This window comes from Shewanella sp. BJSY2023SW007 (assembly GCF_047314525.1).
Taxonomy (GTDB): Bacteria; Pseudomonadota; Gammaproteobacteria; order Enterobacterales; family Shewanellaceae; genus Shewanella; species Shewanella chilikensis.
The window spans coordinates 29,046-51,498 of the sequence record NZ_JBKORL010000002.1; the positions used below are offsets into that span (position 1 = coordinate 29,046).

At 55.0% G+C, this 22,453-nt stretch carries 16 protein-coding genes; 7 read left to right on the forward strand and 9 right to left on the reverse strand.

Annotation, left to right across the window (positions count from 1 at the left end; genetic code table 11):
- Window positions 1-6 precede the first annotated feature (6 nt).
- The 4 genes from cysQ to ACMHXE_RS00450 form a co-directional block, all read right to left on the reverse strand.
- The gene (gene cysQ, locus ACMHXE_RS00435; RefSeq protein WP_413731102.1) at window positions 7-768 is read right to left on the reverse strand and encodes a 3'(2'),5'-bisphosphate nucleotidase CysQ; all 762 of its coding nucleotides are present in this window, start codon (window positions 766-768) and stop codon (window positions 7-9) included.
- 188 nt (window positions 769-956) lie between these two features.
- Window positions 957-2,219 (reverse strand): SDR family oxidoreductase, encoded by a 1,263-nt coding sequence (locus ACMHXE_RS00440; RefSeq protein ID WP_413731088.1) that lies wholly within the window; start codon window positions 2,217-2,219, stop codon window positions 957-959.
- 68 nt (window positions 2,220-2,287) lie between these two features.
- On the reverse strand, window positions 2,288-3,049 hold the full coding sequence (locus ACMHXE_RS00445; protein WP_413731089.1) for a phosphatase: 762 nt from the start codon (window positions 3,047-3,049) through the stop codon (window positions 2,288-2,290).
- A 348-nt stretch (window positions 3,050-3,397) separates the two neighbouring features.
- Window positions 3,398-4,621, reverse strand: a complete 1,224-nt coding sequence (locus ACMHXE_RS00450; protein ID WP_413731090.1) for a DEAD/DEAH box helicase — start codon at window positions 4,619-4,621, stop codon at window positions 3,398-3,400.
- Between the two features lie 227 nt (window positions 4,622-4,848).
- On the opposite strand from ACMHXE_RS00450, the gene ACMHXE_RS00455 reads away from it, so the two are divergent.
- Window positions 4,849-7,233, forward strand: coding sequence for a Lon protease family protein (locus tag ACMHXE_RS00455; RefSeq protein WP_165565345.1), 2,385 nt, complete (start codon window positions 4,849-4,851; stop codon window positions 7,231-7,233).
- A 146-nt stretch (window positions 7,234-7,379) separates the two neighbouring features.
- Here the strand turns inward: ACMHXE_RS00455 and ACMHXE_RS00460 are convergent, their stop codons facing one another.
- Entirely contained in the window at window positions 7,380-12,326 is a 4,947-nt protein-coding gene (locus tag ACMHXE_RS00460) for a S8 family serine peptidase (RefSeq protein ID WP_413731091.1), read from the reverse strand.
- A 188-nt stretch (window positions 12,327-12,514) separates the two neighbouring features.
- Here ACMHXE_RS00460 and ACMHXE_RS00465 point away from each other — a divergent pair, with 188 nt between their 5' ends.
- Window positions 12,515-13,456 carry a substrate-binding periplasmic protein gene (locus ACMHXE_RS00465; RefSeq protein ID WP_413731092.1) on the forward strand — a complete coding sequence of 314 codons (942 nt, stop codon included), beginning with the start codon at window positions 12,515-12,517 and terminating at the stop codon, window positions 13,454-13,456.
- On the opposite strand, the gene ACMHXE_RS00470 is transcribed toward ACMHXE_RS00465, so the two are convergent.
- Window positions 13,374-14,417 (reverse strand): alkene reductase, encoded by a 1,044-nt coding sequence (locus ACMHXE_RS00470; RefSeq protein WP_101056643.1) that lies wholly within the window; start codon window positions 14,415-14,417, stop codon window positions 13,374-13,376. The genes ACMHXE_RS00465 and ACMHXE_RS00470 overlap by 83 nt on opposite strands.
- A gap of 183 nt (window positions 14,418-14,600) precedes the next feature.
- On the opposite strand from ACMHXE_RS00470, the gene ACMHXE_RS00475 reads away from it, so the two are divergent.
- The gene (locus ACMHXE_RS00475; protein ID WP_101056644.1) at window positions 14,601-15,182 is read left to right on the forward strand and encodes a TetR/AcrR family transcriptional regulator; all 582 of its coding nucleotides are present in this window, start codon (window positions 14,601-14,603) and stop codon (window positions 15,180-15,182) included.
- A 46-nt stretch (window positions 15,183-15,228) separates the two neighbouring features.
- On the opposite strand, the gene ACMHXE_RS00480 is transcribed toward ACMHXE_RS00475, so the two are convergent.
- Window positions 15,229-16,803, reverse strand: coding sequence for a methyl-accepting chemotaxis protein (locus ACMHXE_RS00480; RefSeq protein WP_413731093.1), 1,575 nt, complete (start codon window positions 16,801-16,803; stop codon window positions 15,229-15,231).
- Window positions 16,804-17,065: 262 nt separating this feature from the next.
- On the opposite strand from ACMHXE_RS00480, the gene ACMHXE_RS00485 reads away from it, so the two are divergent.
- The gene (locus ACMHXE_RS00485; RefSeq protein ID WP_101056645.1) at window positions 17,066-17,788 is read left to right on the forward strand and encodes a YebC/PmpR family DNA-binding transcriptional regulator; all 723 of its coding nucleotides are present in this window, start codon (window positions 17,066-17,068) and stop codon (window positions 17,786-17,788) included.
- 75 nt (window positions 17,789-17,863) lie between these two features.
- On the opposite strand, the gene hpf is transcribed toward ACMHXE_RS00485, so the two are convergent.
- Window positions 17,864-18,220 carry a ribosome hibernation-promoting factor, HPF/YfiA family gene (hpf, locus tag ACMHXE_RS00490; protein WP_039033763.1) on the reverse strand — a complete coding sequence of 119 codons (357 nt, stop codon included), beginning with the start codon at window positions 18,218-18,220 and terminating at the stop codon, window positions 17,864-17,866.
- A 350-nt stretch (window positions 18,221-18,570) separates the two neighbouring features.
- Here hpf and ACMHXE_RS00495 point away from each other — a divergent pair, with 350 nt between their 5' ends.
- Genes ACMHXE_RS00495 through ACMHXE_RS00505 form a run of 3 tightly spaced genes read left to right on the forward strand, consistent with a single transcriptional unit; the run spans window position 18,571 to window position 20,802 of the window.
- Window positions 18,571-18,873, forward strand: coding sequence for a hypothetical protein (locus tag ACMHXE_RS00495; protein WP_413731094.1), 303 nt, complete (start codon window positions 18,571-18,573; stop codon window positions 18,871-18,873).
- Between the two features lies 1 nt (window position 18,874).
- A complete protein-coding gene (locus tag ACMHXE_RS00500) occupies window positions 18,875-20,482 on the forward strand; it encodes a PepSY-associated TM helix domain-containing protein (protein ID WP_413731095.1) in 1,608 nt (535 codons plus the stop codon).
- A complete protein-coding gene (locus tag ACMHXE_RS00505; RefSeq protein WP_234556288.1) occupies window positions 20,479-20,802 on the forward strand; it encodes a DUF3325 domain-containing protein in 324 nt (107 codons plus the stop codon). The genes ACMHXE_RS00500 and ACMHXE_RS00505 overlap by 4 nt, the downstream gene beginning before the upstream one ends.
- A gap of 83 nt (window positions 20,803-20,885) precedes the next feature.
- Here ACMHXE_RS00505 and ACMHXE_RS00510 read toward each other — a convergent pair whose 3' ends face one another.
- Window positions 20,886-22,448 (reverse strand): S8 family serine peptidase, encoded by a 1,563-nt coding sequence (locus ACMHXE_RS00510; protein WP_413731096.1) that lies wholly within the window; start codon window positions 22,446-22,448, stop codon window positions 20,886-20,888.
- Between the last annotated feature and the right edge of the window lie 5 nt (window positions 22,449-22,453).

Sequence of the window (22,453 nt, forward strand, 5' to 3'; positions counted from 1 at the left end):
TCTGCTTCAATCGCAAGCCCAATCGGCACTGTATGCGATAAACCAAGGATTGAGGATAGTTTCTTTTTGGTTATATTTTAAGTTGTTGCCTGCTGGATATTCCAAAACTCGGCCACCGGCACTCTCAAGCACGGCCTGAGCCGCCGCCGTGTCCCATTCACTGGTAGGGCCCAATCTGGGGTAGATGTCTGCCTTGCCCTCAGCAAGCAGACAGAATTTGAGTGATGAGCCGACACTCTTCATTTCGTGCTCGCCAAGCTGCTGCAGATACTCGCCAAGCCCCGGGCTCGAGTGCGAGCGACTGCCGACAATCACAGGAACCTGGCGCTTAACTCCGGCCCTGGCATTCAATTCCACCCGCTGGTATCCAGCCGCATTTAGGGTCTCACGCCAGGCACCAAGTCCCAGTGCGCCCAAATAGCACACGGCTGTGGCAGGCACATAGACAACACCGGCGACCGCCTGGCCTCGGTGAATAAGCGCAATGTTGACGGTAAATTCACCGTTGCCCTTGATAAACTCCTTGGTGCCGTCGAGTGGGTCGATAAGCCAATAGGTTTCCCAGCCCTGCCGCTGCGCCCAGGGGATATCCGCCGCTTCTTCCGACATCTGTGGCCAGGCTGGAAACTCACGCGCCAGCGCCTGTTGCAACACGGCGTGACTGGCAAGATCGGCAGCCGTGACCGGACTGTCATCGGCCTTGCGCTCAATCGCCAGTTCGCCGCCCTGATAATAGTGCATTATCGCCTCACCGGCAGCGCGGGCCATCTCGGCCAAAAGTGTCAGCTGCTTGACATCAAGCAAGGTCTTGGGGGGATTATTCGACAAGGTTTCATCCTTTGGATCAACAAGATAGTTTATTATGCCAGCCACCCGGCTTTGGCGGGTATAACCTTTAGCTACTGGTTATAATCTACAGCCGGTTTTGCCTTACTTTTCATCCTGTTTAAGCCGATTCAACCCAAGGAAGATGCACCAAGCCCCGAAAGCATCAGCGCCAGCTGCGCCTGCCAGGAAAGCCAGATGGGTGACGGATAATCTTTTGGCAAATAGCAGCGAAATGCCGAAGGCATGGCCGCCATGGCATCTTTGAGAGCGCTTGAGTCGAGCGCCGAATACGCCGGGCGCGGCGCCTGCGCTCGATTCAATAAGGCGCCGTATTCTGCTGTGCTGACAGGCGTTATCCGGCACCCTGGCGTGATTGGCGCCGGGTTTGCTGGTGAATGTAATGTAGCTTGAGATTGCAACGCGGCTTGAGATGGCGACGCGGTTTGCAATGGCGCCGCCTGAGAGCTTGGCGCAGAATTGCACTGCGGCTTGGCAATTTGCTCGGCTATCTCTTTGGTGAAAAGATACCAGCTGCACTGCCCCATTGCCGCGTAATGAAAGCAGCCGCTCAGCACCGCGGACTTCTCTGGCTTAAGATGAAACCAGATGAGCAACTGCCAAATAAGCCGCGCCAACGCCTCGGCCCAGGTTGGCGTGCCGACCTGATCCGCCACCACCTTGAGCTCGGGGCGCTCGGTCAGCAATCGCCGCATGGTCAACACAAAATTGCTGCCAAAACGGCTGTAAAGCCAAGAGGTTCTCAGCACCAGGGCGCCGGGATTGGCCTTAAGCAAGCGCTGCTCGCCGGCGAGCTTGCTCTGACCGTACAGGCTCAAAGGCTCGCAAACATCGCTCTCGGTCAAGGCTCTGGGCGCATTCCCGAGCATATTGGCAGAAGCATTCCCAGAAACGTTTCCGAAAACACTTCCCAAATCATTCCCGAAGACATTCCCGAAGACATTCCCGAAGACATAGTCGCTCGAAATATGGATAAGCCAAGCACCCTGTTGCCGGCACCAGATGGCCAAACGCTCCGGCGCCTCGGCATTGAGCGCCATGGCGGCAGCCATATCCTGCTCGGCCGCATCCACGGCGTTGTAGGCGGCGCAGTTGATTATCACATCGGCATTGATTTCACTGAGCCGCTCGGGCAAATCTGCTGAGGTTAAATCCAGCTGCTGATGCCCGAGCGCCACAATTTCAATTGCGCTGCCGGGTGCTATAGCACTGCGGGGTTTTACAGCACTGCCGGACACCAGGCTTGCCTCAGGTATCTCCATTCGCAGCCTGGAAGGCGAAAACTCGGGCAACCAAGGCAAATTCGCCAGCAGTGCCTGTCCAAGCTGGCCATGAGCGCCGGTGATCAATATTCGGGTAGTCTTGGCTTTCACGATTCGGGATTCATGGCTAATCAGTTGATGGATTTTGTGGCTCGTATCCTCAAGGCAGGCGAACCAGGTTAGCCCGCGGCCGCCTCACTCTTAAAGTAATCGATTAACTCACCAAGCGTCTTGTGGCCTCGCTGCTGCAGGAAATTCAGCAGCGCCAATGGCTCGCGATTGAGCAGCCTGTCTCTTGGATAACCGGCGGCATCCACTATCTCAAGCGCCAGCGGGAACTCCCCCAGACTGAAGGCAACATGGGAATCTGATCCCATCACCAACTGGGCGTCGAATCGTTTCGCCAGTTTGGCAATATTGAGGCAGCTGTCTTCACTGCCCTTGCGGGAGCAGGCAAAAGAGGAGTTATTGATCTCCAGCGCCACATTATGCTCGGCGGCGGTGCGGACAATCAGCTCCTGATCCAATGGATACTTGGGGTTGCCTGGGTGGGTAATGATATCGACCTTGCCGCTGCGAATGCAGTTCAGCAGCGCCTGAGTATGGCTGTCACTGTCGGCGGGAGGGAATACCGGCTCGTGAAACCCGGCCTGCACCAAGTCCAGCTCTTCCAGGAACTCACCAAAGAAGTCGATTTCCCCCTCCAGATTGGTAATATTGGCTTCAATTCCGCGCAATATCCCTACGCCGTTGACTATCCGCGGCAATACCCTGAGATTCACGAAATGCCAGAAATGCGGCGCATCGGCCATCGCCGGGCCATGATCTGTGGTGGCAAACAAACGGATCCCTTTCTGCTTGGCGACTGCCAGGTAATCATGGATCGTGCTGTAGGCGTGAGTAGAGGCAACTGTGTGGGTGTGGGTATCGACTGCGAACATGGCTCCCCCAGGAGACTGTTTCTTGAAAACCGGGCCACTAGCTTAGCGCAACTGACCCACTTTAGCGAATGAACCCAATAGCTTTCCTGCCCATCGGCCACCCCAAAGATAAAGGGTATGCATCGACTCAAACGGCTTGAACAGCATAGATTTCCAATCCACACAACTATCGAGCACCTGCCGTGGACTTTCGTCCTAACGGCTTCTCGGCACGCCGTGAAATCATCCCTGATGGCTCTACTCTGGCATCCATGCCAGAGAAGGCCTCGAATCCATCAGGAGCAGAATACTTGTGTTGTTTGCACTTGCGGTTGATTAACTCAAGTAGGCTCAACTAAACCGAACTTACTATCTTTTACCAAGCGCTCTCTTGCGGGCCCGTTGTTTTTGGGCGGCTTTACTCAGGCTTCTCGGCGCGTCGAAACTGCGGTTAAGATCCGGCTCAAACCCGGGCAGCCATTCTCTGGGAAGGCGTCTGTCGAGCATGGCTTCCAGCTCTTCGAGAAGGCGCTCATCGTCACGACTGAAGAGGGTGATGGCGAGCCCTTCCATGCCGGCGCGGCCAGTGCGGCCAATGCGGTGCACATAATCTTCGCGCTTGAACGGCAGCTCCAGATTGATAACGCAAGGCAAGGCCGCTACATCCAAGCCTCTGGCGGCAACATCTGTGGCCACCAACAAACGACATTCCCCCGCCTTGAACGCCTGGTAGGTCTGCTCCCGCTGCGCCTGACTCAGATCTGAGTGCAGCGCACTGGCGGCCAAGCCCCCGGCACTGAGCTCACTGACCAGTTTGTCGGCGCCCTCCTTGGTGCGACTGAACAGCAACACCTGACGCCAGTCGTGCCGACGACAAAGGGCGGCAACGGCGGCGGCCTTACGCTCGCTATCGAGCTCAATCAATCGCTCCTTGATACTGCTGCCCTGCTCTGATGCTTGCAGCTCCAACACTTTGGGAGACTGCAGCAAAGTCTTGGCCAGGCGCCAGATGTTGTCGTTGAAGGTGGCGGAAAACAGCAGAGTCTGGCGCTGTTTGGCCATCTTTTTCATCAGCGCCGAGATCTCATCTTCAAACCCCATGTCCAACATGCGGTCGGCCTCATCAAACACCAGGGTCTCAACCTTATCCAGCCTGAGACTGCGCTTTTTAAGGTGATCCAGCAGGCGTCCGGGCGTGGCGACCAAGATATCGACGCCATCCTTGAAGTTCTTTAGCTGCCCATCGAGCGGCACGCCGCCATAGGCAATGGCAATCTTCAGCTCGCAGCCCTTGGCATAGCTTTTAATGTTATCGAAAACCTGCTGCGCCAACTCCCGGGTAGGCACCAGCACCAGAGCCTTGGGCGCTGCGGGTTTTACTGCTCTCTCAGCCGTAGCGGGCAGTAAACGCGCCAGCAGCGGCAAGGCAAAGGCGGCGGTTTTCCCTGTACCCGTCTGTGCCTGCACCAGGAGATCGCTGCCGGCGAGCACCATAGGAATGGCCTCTGCCTGTACTTGGGTTGCCTTGCTAAAACCCAGTCCGGCCAGATTGGTCAGTAGCGGTTCGGGCAGAGAAAATGCGGCAAATTCCATGGAGAGTCCTTCAAAGATAAAGCTTAGGGCAAACCGCCATTATACCCTGCTACCCGGTGACGAGTAGGCGTTATCCCTGGGTTCGAGCAGCAAAAATGGTTTGCGGGTGAAAAATCAACCACCCGAGAGACTTATTCGGCTTGACGTTTGCTTTAGGCTGCAGCGCATCTTATTGTCATAAAAAGCAGTTTTACTTTTCTCTGCCCTATTTGAACAAGGAAGCGCCCATGGCCGTCACCAGCTTAGATGCCAGTCAGGTATATCGTCCCGCCAATCTCGACAATCTGGGAGATGAGGTCAAGTCTACCCGCGAACTGGAGCCGCTGGATGACATCATAGGCCAGGAGCGGGCCCAGAGTGCGGTGGAATTTGCCATGTCCATCAAGGAAAAGGGGTACAACATCTATGCCATAGGCCAAAATGGTCTGGGCAAACGCACCATGATGCTGCGTTATCTCAAGCGCCATGAATTTACCGACAAGACACTTAACGACTGGTGTTATGTGGCCAACTTCGACCAGACCCGTACCCCCAAGGTGCTCAAATTGCCCGCCGGCAAGGGCGCCACTTTCAAGAAAGAGATGGAAAAACTGGTTCTCCGGCTGGTCAAGGCGCTGCCGTTGGCGTTTGACAACGAGATGTATTACCGCCGCGCCGACAAGCTCAAGAGTCAGTTAGCGCAAAAACAGGAAGCGGCGCTGCTGGCTCTGAGCGAAGAAGCCAAGGGGATGAAAATAAGCCTCTCCATCAACACTCAGGGCGAGTATCAGTTGATGGCGCTGAACGGCGAAGAGCCACATACAGAGGAAACCTATCACGCCCTGCCAGAAGCCGAGCAGCAGCTGTTTGAACAGAATATCAAACACTTGGAATCGCGCCTGCGGGGCATTATCCGCCAACTGACCGAATGGGAAGAGGAGTTCAGCACCAAGCAGCAGGAGCACGATGAACAGGTGGCCCGCGAAGTACTGAGCCATTTTTTCAAGCCGCTCAAGGATGAATACCGCAGCCTGCCGGAGATCCGCTCTTTTCTGACGGCGATGCAGAAAGATATGCTCGGCAATCTGGATATCTTCCTTGAGGAGAGTGAAGACCAACTGGCGCTGGCCTATGCCTCGCTGGAAAAGAAAATGCCCAGGCGCTATCAGATCAACCTCTTGGTAGAACAGGAGGAGCAGAAATTCCCTGTGGTGGTAGAGGAAAACCCCACCTATCACGGCCTATTCGGTTATGTGGAAAACGCCACTTACCGCGGCACAGTCTTTACCGACTTTTCGCTGATCCGCCCCGGCAGCCTGCACAAGGCCAATGGCGGGGTGCTGCTGATGGATGCGGTCAAGGTGCTGGAACGGCCCTATGTTTGGGACGGACTCAAACGGGCACTGCGTTCCCGCAGTCTGGATCTCAGCTCGCTGGAGCGTGAAGTCTCCCTGTCCGGCACAGTTTCATTGGCGCCTGAGCCTATCCCTCTGGATGTCAAAATCGTGCTCTTCGGTGATAACCAGACCTACCAGTTACTGCAGCATTATGATCCCGACTTCAGCGAGCTGTTTCGGGTAACCGCCGACTTTGAAGATGTGATGCCAAGAAGTCCGAAGGCCGAATGTTTCTATGCCAGATTTATCTCCTCGATAGTGCATGACAACCAGATGTTGCACTGCGATCGCAGCGCCATTGCGCGGATAATCGAATTCAGCTCGCGCCAGGCCGATGACCAAACCCAGCTGTCACTGCACTCAGCCAATATCGCCAACCTGCTGCGGGAGACCCACTACTGCGCCAAGGCGGCCAACGCCCGCAGTATTCGTCTCGCCCATGTAGAGCAGGCTCTGGCGCAGCAGGAGCAAAGGGTATCGCGTCTCAGGGACCAACTGATGCAGAGCTTTCACAAGGGCACCACCCTGATTGATGTGCACGGCAAAGTCTGCGGCCAGGTCAACGCCCTGTCGGTTATCGCCACCACAGATCATCAGTTTGGCCTGCCCAACCGTATCAGCGCGACCACAGCCTTTGGCAAGGGCGAAGTGTTGGACATTGAACACAAGGTGCGCCTCGGCGGCCGTATTCACTCCAAGGGAGTGTGGATCCTCTCGGCCTATATCAAAACCCTGTTGGGACGCGAGGCCGATATTCCGCTGACCACCTCCCTGACCTTTGAACAATCTTATTCCGGGGTCGATGGCGACAGTGCCTCCATGGCCGAATGCTGCGCCATTATCTCTGCAATCGCCCAGGTTCCCCTGCGCCAGGATGTCGCCATCACAGGCTCAATGAACCAGTTCGGTGAAGCCCAGCCCATAGGCGGGGTCAATGAAAAGATTGAAGGCTTTTTCGATGTCTGTGCCATCAAGGGGCGCAGACATACCCAAGGGGTAATCATTCCCTCGGCCAACGCCCACAACCTAATGCTGAAAAAGCCGGTGGTGGACGCCATCAGCAAGGGCAAGTTCCATATCTGGACGGTCGAGCATGTAACCGAGGCGATGGCATTGCTGTGCGATATGGAAACCGGCAAGGCCGACAAGCGCGGTCATTACCCGAATGGCAGTTTACTGGGACTGGCCTCGGCCAGGCTGTCAACCCTGAAAACTAAAAGCCAAGACAAGGCTTAAACCCAGTCGGGGCAAAACTCACTCTTTTCCCCAAATAATGTAAAACCTCGGTGGACAGGCAGTGAAATCAAATAAAAATCCCCGCCATTACCAAGGCGGGGATTTTTTATCTGACTATTTTTCCAGGCGAATCACCAGGATTGGGCTTAACGCCGACGTCGCAGCAACCCCAGCGACAAGAGCAATAGACTCCAGCCGAGTGAACCACCCGAGTCTGACTCTTCCAGCGGCGGCTCAGGTGGACTCACAGGGTCAACCCCATCGGACTCCACCTTCAGCATAAAGCTAGTGCTGGCGGCATCACCTGTGTTGAGGCTATCACGCACTGTCACAGTGACCTGGGTTTCACCGTGGAAATCTGCCTCCGGGATCAGGTTGAAGCTATCACCGTTAATCTCGGCGCTGATGTGTTCACCACTGACCTCCAACAGATTCGGCACCTTATCGGCATCGATATAGGTCACGGCGATACCGTCTATGCGGCCATTTTCGGCAACGCTCATGTCACTGAGAGGTGCTAGTTGGATATTGCCTTTAACCTGAATCTGATGGCTCAAAGTGCCCGGCTCGCCGCCCTCGAGATCGTAATCCAGTGTCATGGCAAGCGCCTTCCCGGTAGCGCCGGGTTGAATCGCCGCCTTGAAGCTCAGCTCGACCCGGCTCTGCTCAGGCCCTGAGTAATCAAAGCAGATTACCAGATCGTCCTTAAGCAAGGTATCCAGGTTATCGAAGCCCAACATCTCATACAGATAGCCATTCTTCGGCCCTGCATCGCTGGACCAGGTACTGTCAAAACCTTCGATAAACACAGCCCCATCGGCTACATCGGCCCCCAAATTCTGGTAGGCATAGATGATCTCGTACATGCCGGGATGATCGTCGATACCACTGCGCAGTATGGTCTGGAAGTCAAACTCCTGACCTGTCTGGCGGTCGGTAACATTATCAAACTCGAGGAACAACAAGTCCCCCAGATCCGGACGCTCTTCCTTGTACTGAGTGGCTATGGTCAAGCCCCAAGGCTCTTCCCAATGACGGCGGTACTTCATCTCGAAACTGCCACGCCAGAAGGGAGCCAGCGCCTCGTAGAGGAAACCCGGACCTCGGTGCGCGCCCATATACCAGTAGGCAGTATTAAACTGCAGTGCACCCACAGTGTGCATCCGCATATAACCGGCATTGGCCTGGTTGTACACCTTAAACTCGGCGCCCTCTTTATAGAACAACCAATCGATAGGCACATCGACACTGGTTTGAGAGTCACCAGCCAACCAGTCGGCGTTGGGCTGCATACCAAACTCGCCGAAGAGATCTATGTAGCCACCTGTGGAGTAGTCATCAATCATAGGTGTGCGACACATGGCATCGTTGAGGTTGGTACTAACCTTGTATTGCCGCTCCACCAAGCGGGTGCTGGGCTGCAAGCCTGTCAGCGTTAGACCGTTTTCATCGGCAACAATCGCTTCGGCAACCGTAGGATTATTGCTCTTGATGGTCGCCGGCGCCAAACGCATGCCTTCGGGTAACTTGAGCTGCAGCTCATAGTTGCGATCGCGGGATTCCAGGTTGGCCGCCAGTTTAACGGTAACATCCACCACATCTTCGCTCAGCGCCTTGTCCTGATTGACGGACCAACTTACGGCATCCTCGCCGCGGCGGATATTGAGGGCACTGAAACCGAACGAGCCTTCAGCGCCAGGGCCGGCACCGAGATCCATACCGCCATAGAAGACATCCCCTTGCTTGGCATCGGGAATATTCCAGTTAAGGGTCAACTGATAGTCACCATTGCCATCATGCGATGCCGGGCCATCCAGGCTCAACATACCGAAATCGTCATCGGCCATGATCACCGCATGGCCGGTCACAGCTTCCACTTCCCCCTTGCCATAGGCCATGGCGGTGGCAAACCAATAGGTGCCGGGGGCCGGGTTTTCCAAGCTACAGAGGTTGTGCTCGGCTTGGCTGGAGGAGAAACACACCAGCTCGGCATCGTATTCTGCCTTGAGCGCCCTGTCATCCTGCTCCATCTCCTCTTGCGAAGGGATAAAGCCGTTATTGCCGTTGGCATCCCGCCCCAGGATCACAAAGGGGAACACCCCTGAATAACGGGGGTTCATCTCCTCAAGCGTACTGGTGCGCTTGGCGCTCTGCACTTCCACCACCAAACGCTTGGCGCCTTCGGGAACCGTGACGGTTTGAATATCCCAGCCCTTCTCTATGTATTCCAGATCAAGGAATGGTGCCACGGCTTCCAGAGTGGCAGTTTTTAGTTCAGGCTGCACCGGGCCGTAGAAACGAGGCGTCAGTTGAGCATAGGCCGAGGTATTCATCTTCAGGGTTTCACTGCCCTGAGCCCGGCTGATCTCCAGGTCCATGGATACCGGCATCTGATCAGCCTTACTGGCCACGACTACCGGCATATGCAACTCAGGGGAAGTGCTTGACGCTTCAGTGAGTCTGAGCTCACCGTTGAAGAAGGCGTCCTTGTTTTGTACCTGCTGCCAAGGCGCTCCCGGCTCACCCGGATTGACGTTGGACTCAATCAGCGGCGGCACTTTGGCCTTGATCACCAGGGTCTGACTCTCCCCCTTGGCCAGGGTAAAGTTCTCGGGAGATACACTGAGCTCAAAGCCCTGCTCCTTACCCAAAGCCTCGGCACTCCAACTGCCGTCACGGGTGGCAGTAACTGTGCGCATCCAGCTGCAGCTTTGCTCACAGGCCATTTCCACCATGGAAGGCAAGTTGAGCCAGTTGACTATCCCGCCGTTTTCCGGGTTGGCATTGCGGTAGTTTTCTATGGTCTCATCCATCACCAAGCCGGTATCGGCCGCGCGGGCAACATTAATGGCACCGGCGCCGGCCATAAAGTGATAGAAAGGCTCCAGCAACTCATAACCTGTGTTGAGATACACAGGCCCGGCAGTCATCATCAACGCCGACTGCACTTCGGCAGGGGTCCACTCGGGATGCAGCTGCATCAACAAAGTCATGGCACCTGTCACATGAGGCGCCGCCATTGAGGTGCCGCTCATAAAGGTCCAGTCGGAGGCATCCGGCGCGCCGGTAAAGGGTTGATCATCGGCGTTGGCAGCGTAAATCTGTACCCCGGGAGCGGTGAGATCCGGTACCAGGGTGTTGTTGGTGCGGCTCGGGCCCATTGAGCTGAAAGGCGCCAGGTTATTGGCTTGAGCATCATCAAATAGATACTCGTTGCTGAAATCCGAGATAGTCGCTATGGCCGTGCCTGGCTCACTGTATCTGACCCAGTTTTTCAGCTTGTATCTGTCGCTCTGCTTTACCTGGATCCCAGGGATCACAAAACTGTCGGCCACCAGATTGTCGACCTGATAGTCCACGTTTTGCAGAATAAAACCACCGGCGCCGCCGGCCGCCACATTCTTGGCCTTGTCCACTCTGGGAATGTCACCGCGCTCACAGATGACTATCTGGTCATCGCGGAAGGTTCCGGCAGGGAAAGGAGCGTTACAGGAAGCGGCGTTGAAATCATCACTGGGATCAGGGTCGGCATAATTTTCAGCCAATACCACCTCACCGGTAATGCTGCCGGAGAAGCTCTTGCCTGCAATAGGCTCGGACGGGCGATAACGCTCGTTGCCGCCGAAATTGTCTATATGCTTGTTACCGGCTTCCAGCACCCTGTCGTGGGTGGTGGCGCCAACTGTCGTCACCCAGGGAGAGCTGTGATCCGCGCTCCAATAGGCACCGGCATTACCTGCGGCGACAGCCACAGAAATTCCCGCCTCACGGGCGGCCAGAAACGCCAACTCCATAGGGTCGGCCCAGGGCAAAGATTCGGCGCCACCGATGGAGAAGTTTATCGCATCTACCCCGTCGGCAATGGCATCTTCAAAGGCCGCCAGAATCGCCGACTCGGGACAACCGGCATAGGGATCACCACCGTTGCCGGGCCAACACACCTGGTAAGAGATGATATGCGCCCGCGGCGCTACACCGCTGGTAGCCGGGAAGTTAAAGGGCACATTGACCCCATCACTGGTGGCATCACCGGTTGCAGCCTGCAAAGGCGTATTGTCCAGATGGTTACCAGCTACTGTGCTGGCAGTGTGGGAGCCATGGCCGTTATAGTCCTCACCATTGGCCGGGCGCAACATGACAGGTGCCCCCCAAGGGTTGGCCTGAAATTCCGGCGCCCCGTAAACATCTGTGATCTCGGGGTAGGAATGTACCCCCACCAGTTTGTTGTTACACAACTCAGGGCTGTCGACACAATCACCGGTAAACTTGTTGCTGCCGAGCGGGTTCAAACGCACATAGTCTTGATCCTCGGCAAAGGCCGGATGATCTGTGTTAACCCCGGTATCTATGATCCCGACCAGCATACCTTCACCCTTGGCGGCCAGGCCTGTACTCGGGTCCTGGCCAAGCCAGATCCGGTCGGCGCCGATAAACTCAGGCCCTCTGTCGGTACGCAGTTGGAAAATGCGGTTGGGGGTTATCCGCTTGACGCCGCTCTGGCGGGCAAGAATTTTGGCATCTTCCTGAGTCATCTCCACCACCATGGCATTGCTGGCAATGGTGAAGCGCTGTTTCAACTGTAGATTGGCACCGGCCTGACGGGCGCGATTGACGAAACTGTCCTGACGCTTTTCCAGGAAACGGCTGTAAGCCCTGGCATCAGTCGTATTGACACTGACCCGACCTTTGGCGATCAGCGAGCGATTTTTCGGTGCCTTGGTAGCCGCTAGCCCTGAAATACTGCCGTCATAGGTTGCCAGAGGTTCTTCATTGAGCTGCACTATATAGCTCTGAACGCCACTGACAGATGGATCCGGCTGAAATATCTGTTCCGGCGTCCGTTGACGCAACACCTGATTAAGCACTCCCGGCTGACCGGCATAGATATCACCTTCAAGACTCGCCTTGCGAGCCTTGTCTGCCGCCAATATCTGTTCTTTGGTAAAGCTTGGCTGATAGAAATTGCCTTTCCCCACAGGTTGCATCTGAACCTGGGCACTGGCGCTCATCATGCCGCCGAAATAGAGCGCGGTCAGACTGGCCAACGCCGTCTGACGGAACCGCGTTCCAAGTTGATTATTTGTTATAGTCATAGGTCCTCTTTAAGACTCTTGCTTTCAATTACGCAGAAAATCTGCACTACAGATATAACAAACAAAAACAAACAACTTCGTAGCATTTAGTAACCTTGCAATTACATGCGGATTTATGGGATGCTGATGAAACCTGCAACTTTCTTTCGCCGCTTTTGGATTACAAGCCTCTGATATGAAGGTTAAATATGAAACTGACTTGGGTAATTGCTCTGTTGTTTCTACTACAGCCATGGCCGACCAGCGCCAACTGTAATCCAGCAGCCCCTTTAACTTCTGAACCGGCATTACCGCTGCATCTGTCACTGACCAATGATCCCTGGCCTCCTTTTATTGAGGCCGATGGCAAAGCCGGTTTGGCACTGGAAATAGTTCAGAGCGCCCTGGCGGTTCATTGTTATCGCTTACAGGTGGAGTTAAAACCCTGGGCACGGGCACTGAGGTCGGTTAAAGAGGCCAAAACCGATCTGCTGCTGGCGACCTGGCATACGCCGGAGCGAGAGCAAGTGCTGTTGTTTTCTGAGCCCTATCTGCAAAATCGCCAGCGTTTCATCAAGCGCCGTGGCGATCCCTTTGAATACACAGATCTCGACAGCCTCAAGGGGAAAAGAATCGGCGTGGTACGCGGATACAGCTATCAAACCGGTTTTCGCGCCGCACGCGATTTTATTCGCGTGCCCAACAACAGTCTGGAGTCCAATCTGAAGATGTTGGCAGTGGGGCGTCTGGATTTGACTCTGGAGGATGAAATTGTCGCCACAGATACATTCTGGCGTCTGCACCAGGAAGATAGCTTCGACTTTACCGGTCCGCCACTGGATATTCGCAACCTGCACCTGAGCACCAGTCGCCTTCATCCCCATGGCGCAGAGTTGATAGCCGAGTTCAATCAAGGGCTGGAGACAATCAAAAAAAACGGCGAGTATGCCAAAATACTCGCCAAATATGGGGCAATTCTACAAGGACGCCGGGCGCCTCCAATACTGCATCTCGATGGCGCCATGGCAAAGTGGATTAGGGATGAGAATCTGGCCGGAGTGCTCTGCTTCAGTCAAGAGTGGCCAACATCTCATCCGAGTAATCCTGCAGGCTCTCGCCGCTGCGAACCTTGGCGATATAGTCAGGGTTAGCAATAAAGGGGCGGCCTATGGCGATCAGGTCAAAACGCCCGGCAGCAATCGCCTCGGCGGCCGTTTCCGGGCTGTAACCACCCACACCCACCAGATTGCCCTGGTAGTAACGGCGCATGTAATCCGATACCCGGCCATCAAGGAAGTCGAAGCGCATGCTGTCGTCAAACATGCCCTCGTGCAGATAGGCCAATCGGCGGCAGCCAAGCTCGGCGAGCAGATAATCAAACACCTGACGGTCACGGGGATCGGCACTCATATTAAAGTATGCCCCGGGTGACAAACGCAGCGCAGTGCGATCTGCACCTATGGCGGCTATGGTGGCATCCACCACTTCCAGGGCAAAGCGGCTCATGTTTTCAGGCGTTTGGCCGTACTCATCTTCACGTCGGTTGCTGTCGTAATGCAGGAACTGATCGATAAGATAACCGTTGGCACCGTGGATCTCCACACCATCGAAACCGGCCTCAATGGCGTTTTCTGCCGCCTTGGCGTAATCACGCACCAGTTCGGCAATCTCGGCCTTGCTGGCCGCCTTTGGAGTTTGGTAGCTCAGCTCGCGCATTCTCGGCACTGTACCTTCAACGCCCACGGCAGATGGTGCCAACACATGTTCACCATTAAAGAAGTGCGGATGCGCTACCCTGCCTGTGTGCCACAGCTGGGCAAAAATCTTGCCGCCCTTTTCATGCACGGCATCGGTCACCCGGCGCCAACCGGCAATCTGAGCCTGAGTGAAGAGCCCTGGAGTGTTGGGATAGCCCTGCCCATCCGGGCGAATGATGGTGGCTTCACTGATGATCAGCCCAGCCTCGGCGCGGCGGGCGTAGTAAGCCAACATGGCATCTGTCGGCACCAAATCGGCATCGGCCATACAACGGGTGAGCGGCGCCATCAAAAAGCGGTTATTGAGTGTGATGCTGTCATTGAGACGATACTGTTCAAACAAGTTCTGGTACATGGTTCCTGCCCTTGGCGAGTTAACGGCTCAGTCACTGGCATTCGCCTTATTCAGAGCCTGAGGAGCTGAGCCCCTATTTGAATGTTCGTTCAAGATAAAGATTGTTGAATGATCATTCAAGCCTTTTTTGAACAAATATTCAAATTGCAGTAAACTCGGCGCATCACAGTGGGAAATCATCTTATGAGAAACGCCGAATTCGATCGCGAGAAAGTGCTGCGCAGCGCCATGAATGCCTTTATGGCCAAGGGTTACAGCAAGACGAGCATGCAGGATCTGACCCGGGCAACCGGCTTGCATCCGGGGTCTATCTATTGTGCCTTTGACAATAAGCACGGGCTGTTTCTGGCGGCAATTGATCAGTACCACGCCGATCGCGAGCAGCAGTTGCAGGGCTTTTTCCCGGCCGAGGGTTCACGACTCGAGTGCCTGCGGCGTTATCTGGACAACATAGTCAGCGAGTGCCTCAGCTGTGATGCCAGTCAGGCCTGCCTTTTGGTCAAGGCCTTGAGCGAAGTGGGTGAGCAAGATCTGGCTGTACAACAGAGAGTGAGCCAACATCTACAGCAATGGCAAACGGCGTTGCAGCAGATACTGCAGCAGGCCCAGGTGCAAGGTGAACTGGGCGCCGATAAAGATCCGGCGCAGCTGACCCGGTTTCTGATGATGGGTATTTATGGCCTGCGCACTTATGCCCATACTCATCCGAGCGCCGATGAACTCAGTGCCCTGGCAACAGAGCTGTATGAGCATCTGAGTCTCTGAGCCAGCCGCAAGCCTTGAGCGCCCAAGGCGCCTCCGCACTTCAGCATCACTGGGCCTTGAAGCCTATCCGAAAGCCACCCCAGTGTTTGCCCTTAACATAAATGGGCACAGAGAGATCGTGCATCACCTCGCCCGTGTCACGCTTATAGGTCTGCAGCAGCACCGGCTCTGTGTGCTGGCCGCAGCGGATCCCTGTGGGGTCGTTGAACAATCTCTTGGTGCGGTTTTGCAGCATATCCCGCTCCCTATCACCGGTCAGCGGCTGGCAGAAACGCTGATTGTGAGTAGGAAAGTAGCCCTTCTTATCGACCGCACCTGCGTAAATCACCTCCCGGTGACGCTCCAGTATCGGTTCCTGCAAGGCCGGAAAGTGCTTGTCGGTAAAACCGTCAAAGGCGGTGTTGTATTTGGGCGGCTCTGTCGCCGCTATCGGCCGATATTGCGGCGAAAACAGCTGCTGCTCAGTAAACTTGCCTTCCACCAAGGCTTGCTCCAGCGCCTGGGCGCAAGCCTTGGCGGCCTGCTGCGCTTCTTTGAGAATAAGCTGATCGAAACTGCCGGTATCCCAATGCGAAAGCGCCCGGAACATTCCCTCTGTGGTCTGCGACAGCCCAAAGGCCTGACGGGAGATCTGCTCGCTGCGATGACCTGTATCTGTCAGCGACTCGCTGATATGGGTAATGGCATTGGAAATATCCGCCGTAGTGCCGCGATATTCACGTAAAGCCGCCTCAATCTGCTCTAGCGCCTGCGCCGAATCCTCGACACCCGAAGCGATACTGTCAAACCTCTGCTCCAGTGAATTCATGGCATCCACGGCGCCGGCCGTTTGGCTAACCACCTGATTCATTAGCTGTGAGGTGCCATCGGTCAGCTCTCTTATCTGGGTCAACATGGCGGCAATATTCTGGGTAGCCTCTGCGGTCTTGGCCGCCAAACTGCGCACCTCATCGGCCACCACGGCAAAGCCCCTGCCCGCCTCTCCGGCCCTGGCGGCTTCAATGGCGGCATTGAGCGCCAACAGATTGGTCTGGGCGGCAACACTGTCAATCACTTCGGTAATTTTGCCTATGGCATCGGCCTGCGCCTTGAGTTGTCCCACGCCGGAGGCGGCCTTGTCAACATCCAGGCTCAAGGCTTCAACCGCACGAAAACCACTGGCGGCATACTGACGCCCTTCCATGCTGACACTGCGCGATGCCTGTGCCTGATTGAGCACCACTTCGGCATGTTCACTCAAAGCCACGGTAGTATGACTCAGCTGATTAGCCGCCACGGCAATTTGCCCGGCTTGCTGGCCGCTGGAGTCCAGAGTGAGCTTGAGCTGGTCAACAAAGTGGGACACTTCGGCAGCGCCGATAGCAATACGACTGGCATCCCGGCCCAGTTGCTGCGCCGCCTTGTCATCACTTGCGCCCTCACTGGATGCTTGCTTGGCGCTTTGGACCAAAGGGCGGGAAGCCCAGCGCAGCGCCAATACAGGGCCAATAAGCGCAAGACACCATCCAAGCAGTGAAAGTAATAGATTGTCAGCACTTAAAGCCAGCTGAGCGCAACCCAGCGCCAGCGCGCCGAGCAGCAAACCCGCCAGCATAGGCAAAATACGGTTTTTCTCAGACATGCAGCCTCCCTTCCTATCCTTAGTGTTGGTTTGTACCAAATAAGGGATCCTTGAGTTTTCAGCATAACCCAAAGCACGGCGCTCTGCCGAATTGGACATAAGTCTATAGCGAGGTAATGAGCTTCTACGGCCGGAGACGGTAAGCATGATCAGGCGTGGCTTCACACTGCCGGCAGCCCGATGGGCCGACAGGTGCATTTAGTGCGGGAAAGCTGCTAGAATCTGCCACTCTTTTTCAACGCATTGATGAGACATTGCAAAGATGGGCAGAGCATATCAAAACCGCAAGGAATCCATGGCCAAAACGGCTGCACAGAAGACCAAGGTCTACTCCCGTTACGGGAAAGAGATCTACGTGTGTGCCAAGGGTGGCGGTGTCGATCCCGACGGTAACCTGGCACTGCGGCGCCTGATTGAGCGCGCCAAGAAAGATCAGGTACCGGCACACGTCATCGACCGGGCCATCGACAAGGCCAAAGGTGGTGGCGGTGAAGACTATGATACTGCCCGTTATGAAGGTTTCGGCCCGGGTAACTGTATGGTGATTGTCGACTGTCTGACCGACAACGGCAAGCGCACCTTCACCGAGGTTCGTCAGGCCTTTGTGAAGAATGATGCCAAACTGGGTGGCCCAGGCACTGTGGCCCACATGTTCGATCACCAGGCGGTATTTGTCTTCCCCGGTGAAGATGATGAAGTGGTGCTCGAGGCCCTGATGATGGCCGATGTCGATGTTGCCGATGTCGAGTTGGAAGACGGCATGATCAGTGTCTACGCCCCCAACACAGAATTCTACAAAGCCAAGACGGCATTGCTGGAAGCCTTCCCCGAGGTCAACTTTGAGATGGAAGAGATCACTTTCGTACCACAGAACATGGTGGAAGTGTCCGGTGAAGATGTCGCCCTGTTCGACAAGTTTATTGCCGCGCTGGAAGACTGTGATGACGTGCAAAATGTCTATCACAACGCCGAGATCATCGAATAATCTCAAAGATTTAGAATATGAAAAAGGGACCAGATGGTCCCTTTTTCATTTCTGCATCAAAGTTAAGTCCTTGAATTAACGCAGTTCCATTTCCTGGATGATCTCGTGGGCTATTTCCGGGGTGGTCACCTCGGGCTTTTCATGAAGATCGGCTTTGAGCTGTCCCTTTCTGTGCTTGAGCGCCGCTTCCAGTTTTTTGCCTGCCTCGGCGATAGCCGGATACATGACTTCGTTCTTGCCGGAGGCCGCGACCGCCACCCCCTCGTAATTGGTTCGAATATCAACCTGATGTACGCCATGCTCTTTGGCAATAATGATGTCCAAGCCAATCAGGCTGGGAAAATGCTTGGCGATTTTGGAAAACTTCTCTTCGATATGGCTACGTACTGCTGCTGTAACTTCAACATGATGACCTGAAAGCTGAATTTTCATAGGTTTTCCTTTTTTCTGCTGATTCACTTATAGAGCTTGGGGCTTTCAGCGTAAAACACAAGGGGCAATGTTCAAATAAAGCTCGATAAGTGCCTTATTCTGCTCTTGTATGGTCAAAATTAATCCAGAGTTCATCATACTCCCTGTTTAGTGCTGTTTTTATCGCCTGTAATTAGCTCGATTTAATTCAGTTCAATATTTTCAGCCCCTTCATTATCAAACCCTGGCCAACTTGATACAGGCATCATTTACAAGTAAAACACGAATGCTAATGTTTATCATTAAGCATTATTAAGATAGAATCAGCGCATCTCTTTCCCTTGATGACCAATGCACTATCCGCAGCAATCATGAAATCTTTATCTCTGTTACAGTTTCCCAGGCGCCATCCCCAAGCCCTGACCATTATCAACCGGGCGCTGGCATCTATTATTGGCGGTTATCTTATTGCGTCTTTGGCCTGTGCCCTGTTGGCTGTGAGCCTGCCTATGAGCCGTATCGACAGTACAGTGTGCGCCATGATGCTGTCTTTTTTGATCTACGCCCTGGTGGTTATCAGGGTATTTTGCATCAAACGCAGTTTGCGGGCCTGGCAGGAACTCCTGCTGCTGGCGGCCGCCTTGTTTGGCGTGCTGAAACTGCTGGGGGCTTGAGATGAAAGACAGTTTTTTCCGAACTATGACCTGGCTACACACCTGGGTAGGCCTGCTGGTTTGTTGGGTACTGTTATTGGTGTTTTTTGCCGGAACCCTGAGCTACTATCGCCATGAAATCAGCCTGTGGAATCAGCCTGAGCTACACAAAGAGGTGTTCCAATCCTACGATACCACCCGCCTTACTGAGCAACTGAGTCAGGGCGAGGATTATCTCAGGCAAAATGCGGTCAACGCCCAGCGCTGGCTGATTGAATTCCCCACTGAGCGTCATCCCATGTTGAGTTATGGCTGGCAACAGCCGCCGGAGCCGGGACAGCGCCGCGGCGCCTTCAGTGAACATGCAGTCAAGGCCGATAACAGCGGCTATGTGACTGAAGTGCGGGAGAGCCGCGGCGGCAACTTCTTTTATCGCCTGCATTTCGATCTGCACTATATCTCGGCCATCACGGCGCGCTGGATTGTCGGTTTCTGCACCATGTTTATGCTGCTGGCGATCATCTCAGGAATAGTGATCCATAAACGCATCTTCAAGGACTTCTTCAGCTTCCGCCCCGGCAAGGGCAGCCGTTCCTGGCTCGATGCCCATAATGTCAGCTCGGTACTGGCACTGCCATTCCATCTGATGATCACTTATACCGGGCTTATCACCCTGATGATCATCTATATGCCCTGGGGCATATTGGTCAACTATGACAGTGACCGCCGGGAATTTATCAATGAAGCCCGTCCCGGCAGCAGCTTTACCCGCATAGCTGCCGCCAATGAAGCCGCGCCTCAATTGCCACTGGCAAGCTTCCTGCCCAAGGTGCAGCAAACCTTTGCCGAACTGCCGCTCAAGTCGGTGTCAGTGATCAACCCGGATGATGCCAACAGCCGGGTAGTGGTCACTTTCAACACAGGCGAGCAGGTCACAGAGCGGGAGCTGTTTATGGTGTTCAGCGGTACTGATGGCGAGCTTCTCTACAGCGCGGACAAGGACATCAGCGCCGCCAAGGCAACTCACGACGCCATGATGTCCTTGCACACAGCCCGTTTCTCCGGCCCCGCACTGCGGGGGCTCTTCTTCCTTCTGGGGCTGAGCGGCTGCGTGATGATAGCCAGCGGCACCTTGATGTGGGCGGTTAAGATTCGCCAGAAACAACAAAAAGCCATCAGTCAGGGCACCAAGCCCAGCCTGGGTCTGCGCCTGGTGGAAACGCTGAACCTGATGTTTATCCTCGGTCTGCCCCTGGGTACAGTGGCCTTTTTCTATGCCAATCGCCTGCTGCCTGCCTCTTTACCTGGCCGCAGTCAATGGGAGGTTCACAGTTTCTTTATTCTGCTGCTGATCAGTGGCTTGCTGGCTATCTGGCGCCGAGACAGAGCCATGTGGCGCGCTCAACTGGCGGCGCTGACAGCCGCACTGGCGTTCTTGCCGCTGCTGAACGCCCTAACCTCGCCAGCCAACCTGCTGAGCAACTTCGCGGCCGGTCAATGGCAATTGGCAGGATTTGATCTGCTGGCGCTGGCCTTCGCTGCCCTTGGCTTATTTGCCTTCAAGCGTTTGGGGAAACTGCCAATGAAACAAACGGCCAAGGCCCAAAAACTTCAGGCGGTGCGCGGATGATGATTGCACTTATTGCGTTGACTTATCTCGCCTTTGGCCTGCTGGCCATGTCCATGTTCGGTCATTTCCGTGAGTCCATGGGGCGCGCGCCAAAAACATTGGAAAGCCAGCTATTGTATGTCAGTGGTTGGCTGACGCTATTGATGAGCCTGATACTGTGTGTCACAAAATATGATTGGGGTTACGGTAGCATACTGTTTTTCGGTCTGATGACGCTGGCCGCCCTGCCTGTGGTTTTACAGCTCAGCTATGCCAGCCGTAGCCTACCAAAAACGTTAATATTGGCACCTGTCATCCTGATAGCGGGTTGGTTTATCTAGCCAACTCTGCCTCAAACTCTGCCATGAAAAAGCGCTGCAGCTGCAGCGCTTTTTTAGTGTGTATCTCAAAAGAGATCCAGCAATCAGCGAGGATTTTTCGGGTTTTTACAGCCTTTGCCCTTACATCCACCTGTGTCACCGCCACCGCCGGTACCACCGCCCGAGCAACCGTTGGCAGTCAGATAATCCACAGCATCCTTGGCCTGTACCAGACCATAACCTGTCTCATCATCACGGCCGGCAGCGCCGAGATCTTCAGCGGTGGCACGCAATGCCGCACGAATTTCACTGTTGCTGCACTGAGGGAAATGACTCCACACCAAGGCCGCAACCCCGGCCACATGAGGTGTCGCCATCGAAGTGCCGTCGAAGTATGCATAGTTACCCGCGCCGATATCAACGCTGGCATTGCTGCCCACGGCCGCCAACATGGCCGCACCATCGATATCACTCACACCCACAGACGGAATGGCGGTAACCACCTCACCCAGAGTCCCGTTCAAGGCACCCGGCTCATTGTTGTAGATAATGGCCGCAACACCACCACCGTTTTCACAGGCGAGCACTTTATCGGAGAAAGCGATATTACCGCGCTGAATTAAACACACCTTACCAGCGGCATCACACTGGCTCTCACCTGTGCCGCAGTCAGCCAGAGTACCGGCAGCGCTGCCGGTGGGTGAGCCTTCCATACCTATGGCTTCGTAACCATTGCCGGCCACTGAGGCCGCAGCCACCAACGCAGTGCCCATAGGCACGGAGGAAAGCACGCCGACACCTGGGCCGGAGAGCTCAACCTGACTGGTACGCTGTGAGAAATCCGCATGCTGCTTGTTGGCATCCACTGCGGCAACCGACACCACAGAGTTATAAGATGCCGGATAAGAGTGACGGGTATTACCGTCGTTACCGGCTGCAGCAATACTCAGAATGCCGCGACTGTCGGCGGCAGCAAAGACGCTGTCCTCGGTGCGGCTCTTCATGCTGCCACCCAGACTCATGTTGATTACCTTGGCGCCGGCCTGTTCACACTTGTCCAGTGCGGCAACCAGGCTGGATGAATAGCCCCAACCATCGGCATTGAATACCTTGATAATGTGCAAGTTAAGATTGCCGTTGGGGTTTACGCCCACCACACCAACCCCATTGTTGAGCGCGGCAATAGTCCCGGCCACATGGGTACCATGATGATTTTCATCTGTGTACCAGTTGCCGGTACCCGGATCATTGGTGCCATCAACATTGTTGCCCGATAGGTCTTCATGAGCCAACTGGTAACCCGAATCTATGATACAGACCTTCATATTGCCGGTCTGGGCGTCACTGAGTTGGTCGGCCTGCACCATGGGAATACCATAAGGCACTATCTGTGAAAGCGGAAAACGCTTCACATCCGCTTCGACATATTCCACGTTGGGATTGTTGGCCAGGCCCTTGAGAGCCTGAGCCGGAATAGAAAAAGCGGCGGCGTTGTGGGCCGACAGATCCAGCTCCATTTTAGCACCCATGGCCTTCATCTGCGCCATAGTGCTGGGGCCTTTCCCCTCCTTGAACTTAACTATGTAGCGTTCGTTATCTGCAGCCTGTGCACCGACGCACAGCGCCAAAGTCACCGCTGCTGCGAGGGGCTTGTAAAATGCCTGCATAATGT

Coding starts and splice junctions, on each gene's coding strand:
- cysQ (WP_413731102.1), bottom strand. CDS start 768: ATGGCCCGCGCTGCCGGTGAGGCGATAATGCACTATTATCAGGGCGGC.
- ACMHXE_RS00445 (WP_413731089.1), bottom strand. CDS start 3,049: ATGTTCGCAGTCGATACCCACACCCACACAGTTGCCTCTACTCACGCC.
- ACMHXE_RS00450 (WP_413731090.1), bottom strand. CDS start 4,621: ATGGAATTTGCCGCATTTTCTCTGCCCGAACCGCTACTGACCAATCTG.
- ACMHXE_RS00455 (WP_165565345.1), top strand. CDS start 4,849: ATGGCCGTCACCAGCTTAGATGCCAGTCAGGTATATCGTCCCGCCAAT.
- ACMHXE_RS00460 (WP_413731091.1), bottom strand. CDS start 12,326: ATGACTATAACAAATAATCAACTTGGAACGCGGTTCCGTCAGACGGCG.
- ACMHXE_RS00465 (WP_413731092.1), top strand. CDS start 12,515: ATGAAACTGACTTGGGTAATTGCTCTGTTGTTTCTACTACAGCCATGG.
- ACMHXE_RS00470 (WP_101056643.1), bottom strand. CDS start 14,417: ATGTACCAGAACTTGTTTGAACAGTATCGTCTCAATGACAGCATCACA.
- ACMHXE_RS00475 (WP_101056644.1), top strand. CDS start 14,601: ATGAGAAACGCCGAATTCGATCGCGAGAAAGTGCTGCGCAGCGCCATG.
- ACMHXE_RS00480 (WP_413731093.1), bottom strand. CDS start 16,803: ATGTCTGAGAAAAACCGTATTTTGCCTATGCTGGCGGGTTTGCTGCTC.
- ACMHXE_RS00485 (WP_101056645.1), top strand. CDS start 17,066: ATGGGCAGAGCATATCAAAACCGCAAGGAATCCATGGCCAAAACGGCT.
- hpf (WP_039033763.1), bottom strand. CDS start 18,220: ATGAAAATTCAGCTTTCAGGTCATCATGTTGAAGTTACAGCAGCAGTA.
- ACMHXE_RS00495 (WP_413731094.1), top strand. CDS start 18,571: ATGAAATCTTTATCTCTGTTACAGTTTCCCAGGCGCCATCCCCAAGCC.
- ACMHXE_RS00500 (WP_413731095.1), top strand. CDS start 18,875: ATGAAAGACAGTTTTTTCCGAACTATGACCTGGCTACACACCTGGGTA.
- ACMHXE_RS00505 (WP_234556288.1), top strand. CDS start 20,479: ATGATGATTGCACTTATTGCGTTGACTTATCTCGCCTTTGGCCTGCTG.
- ACMHXE_RS00510 (WP_413731096.1), bottom strand. CDS start 22,448: ATGCAGGCATTTTACAAGCCCCTCGCAGCAGCGGTGACTTTGGCGCTG.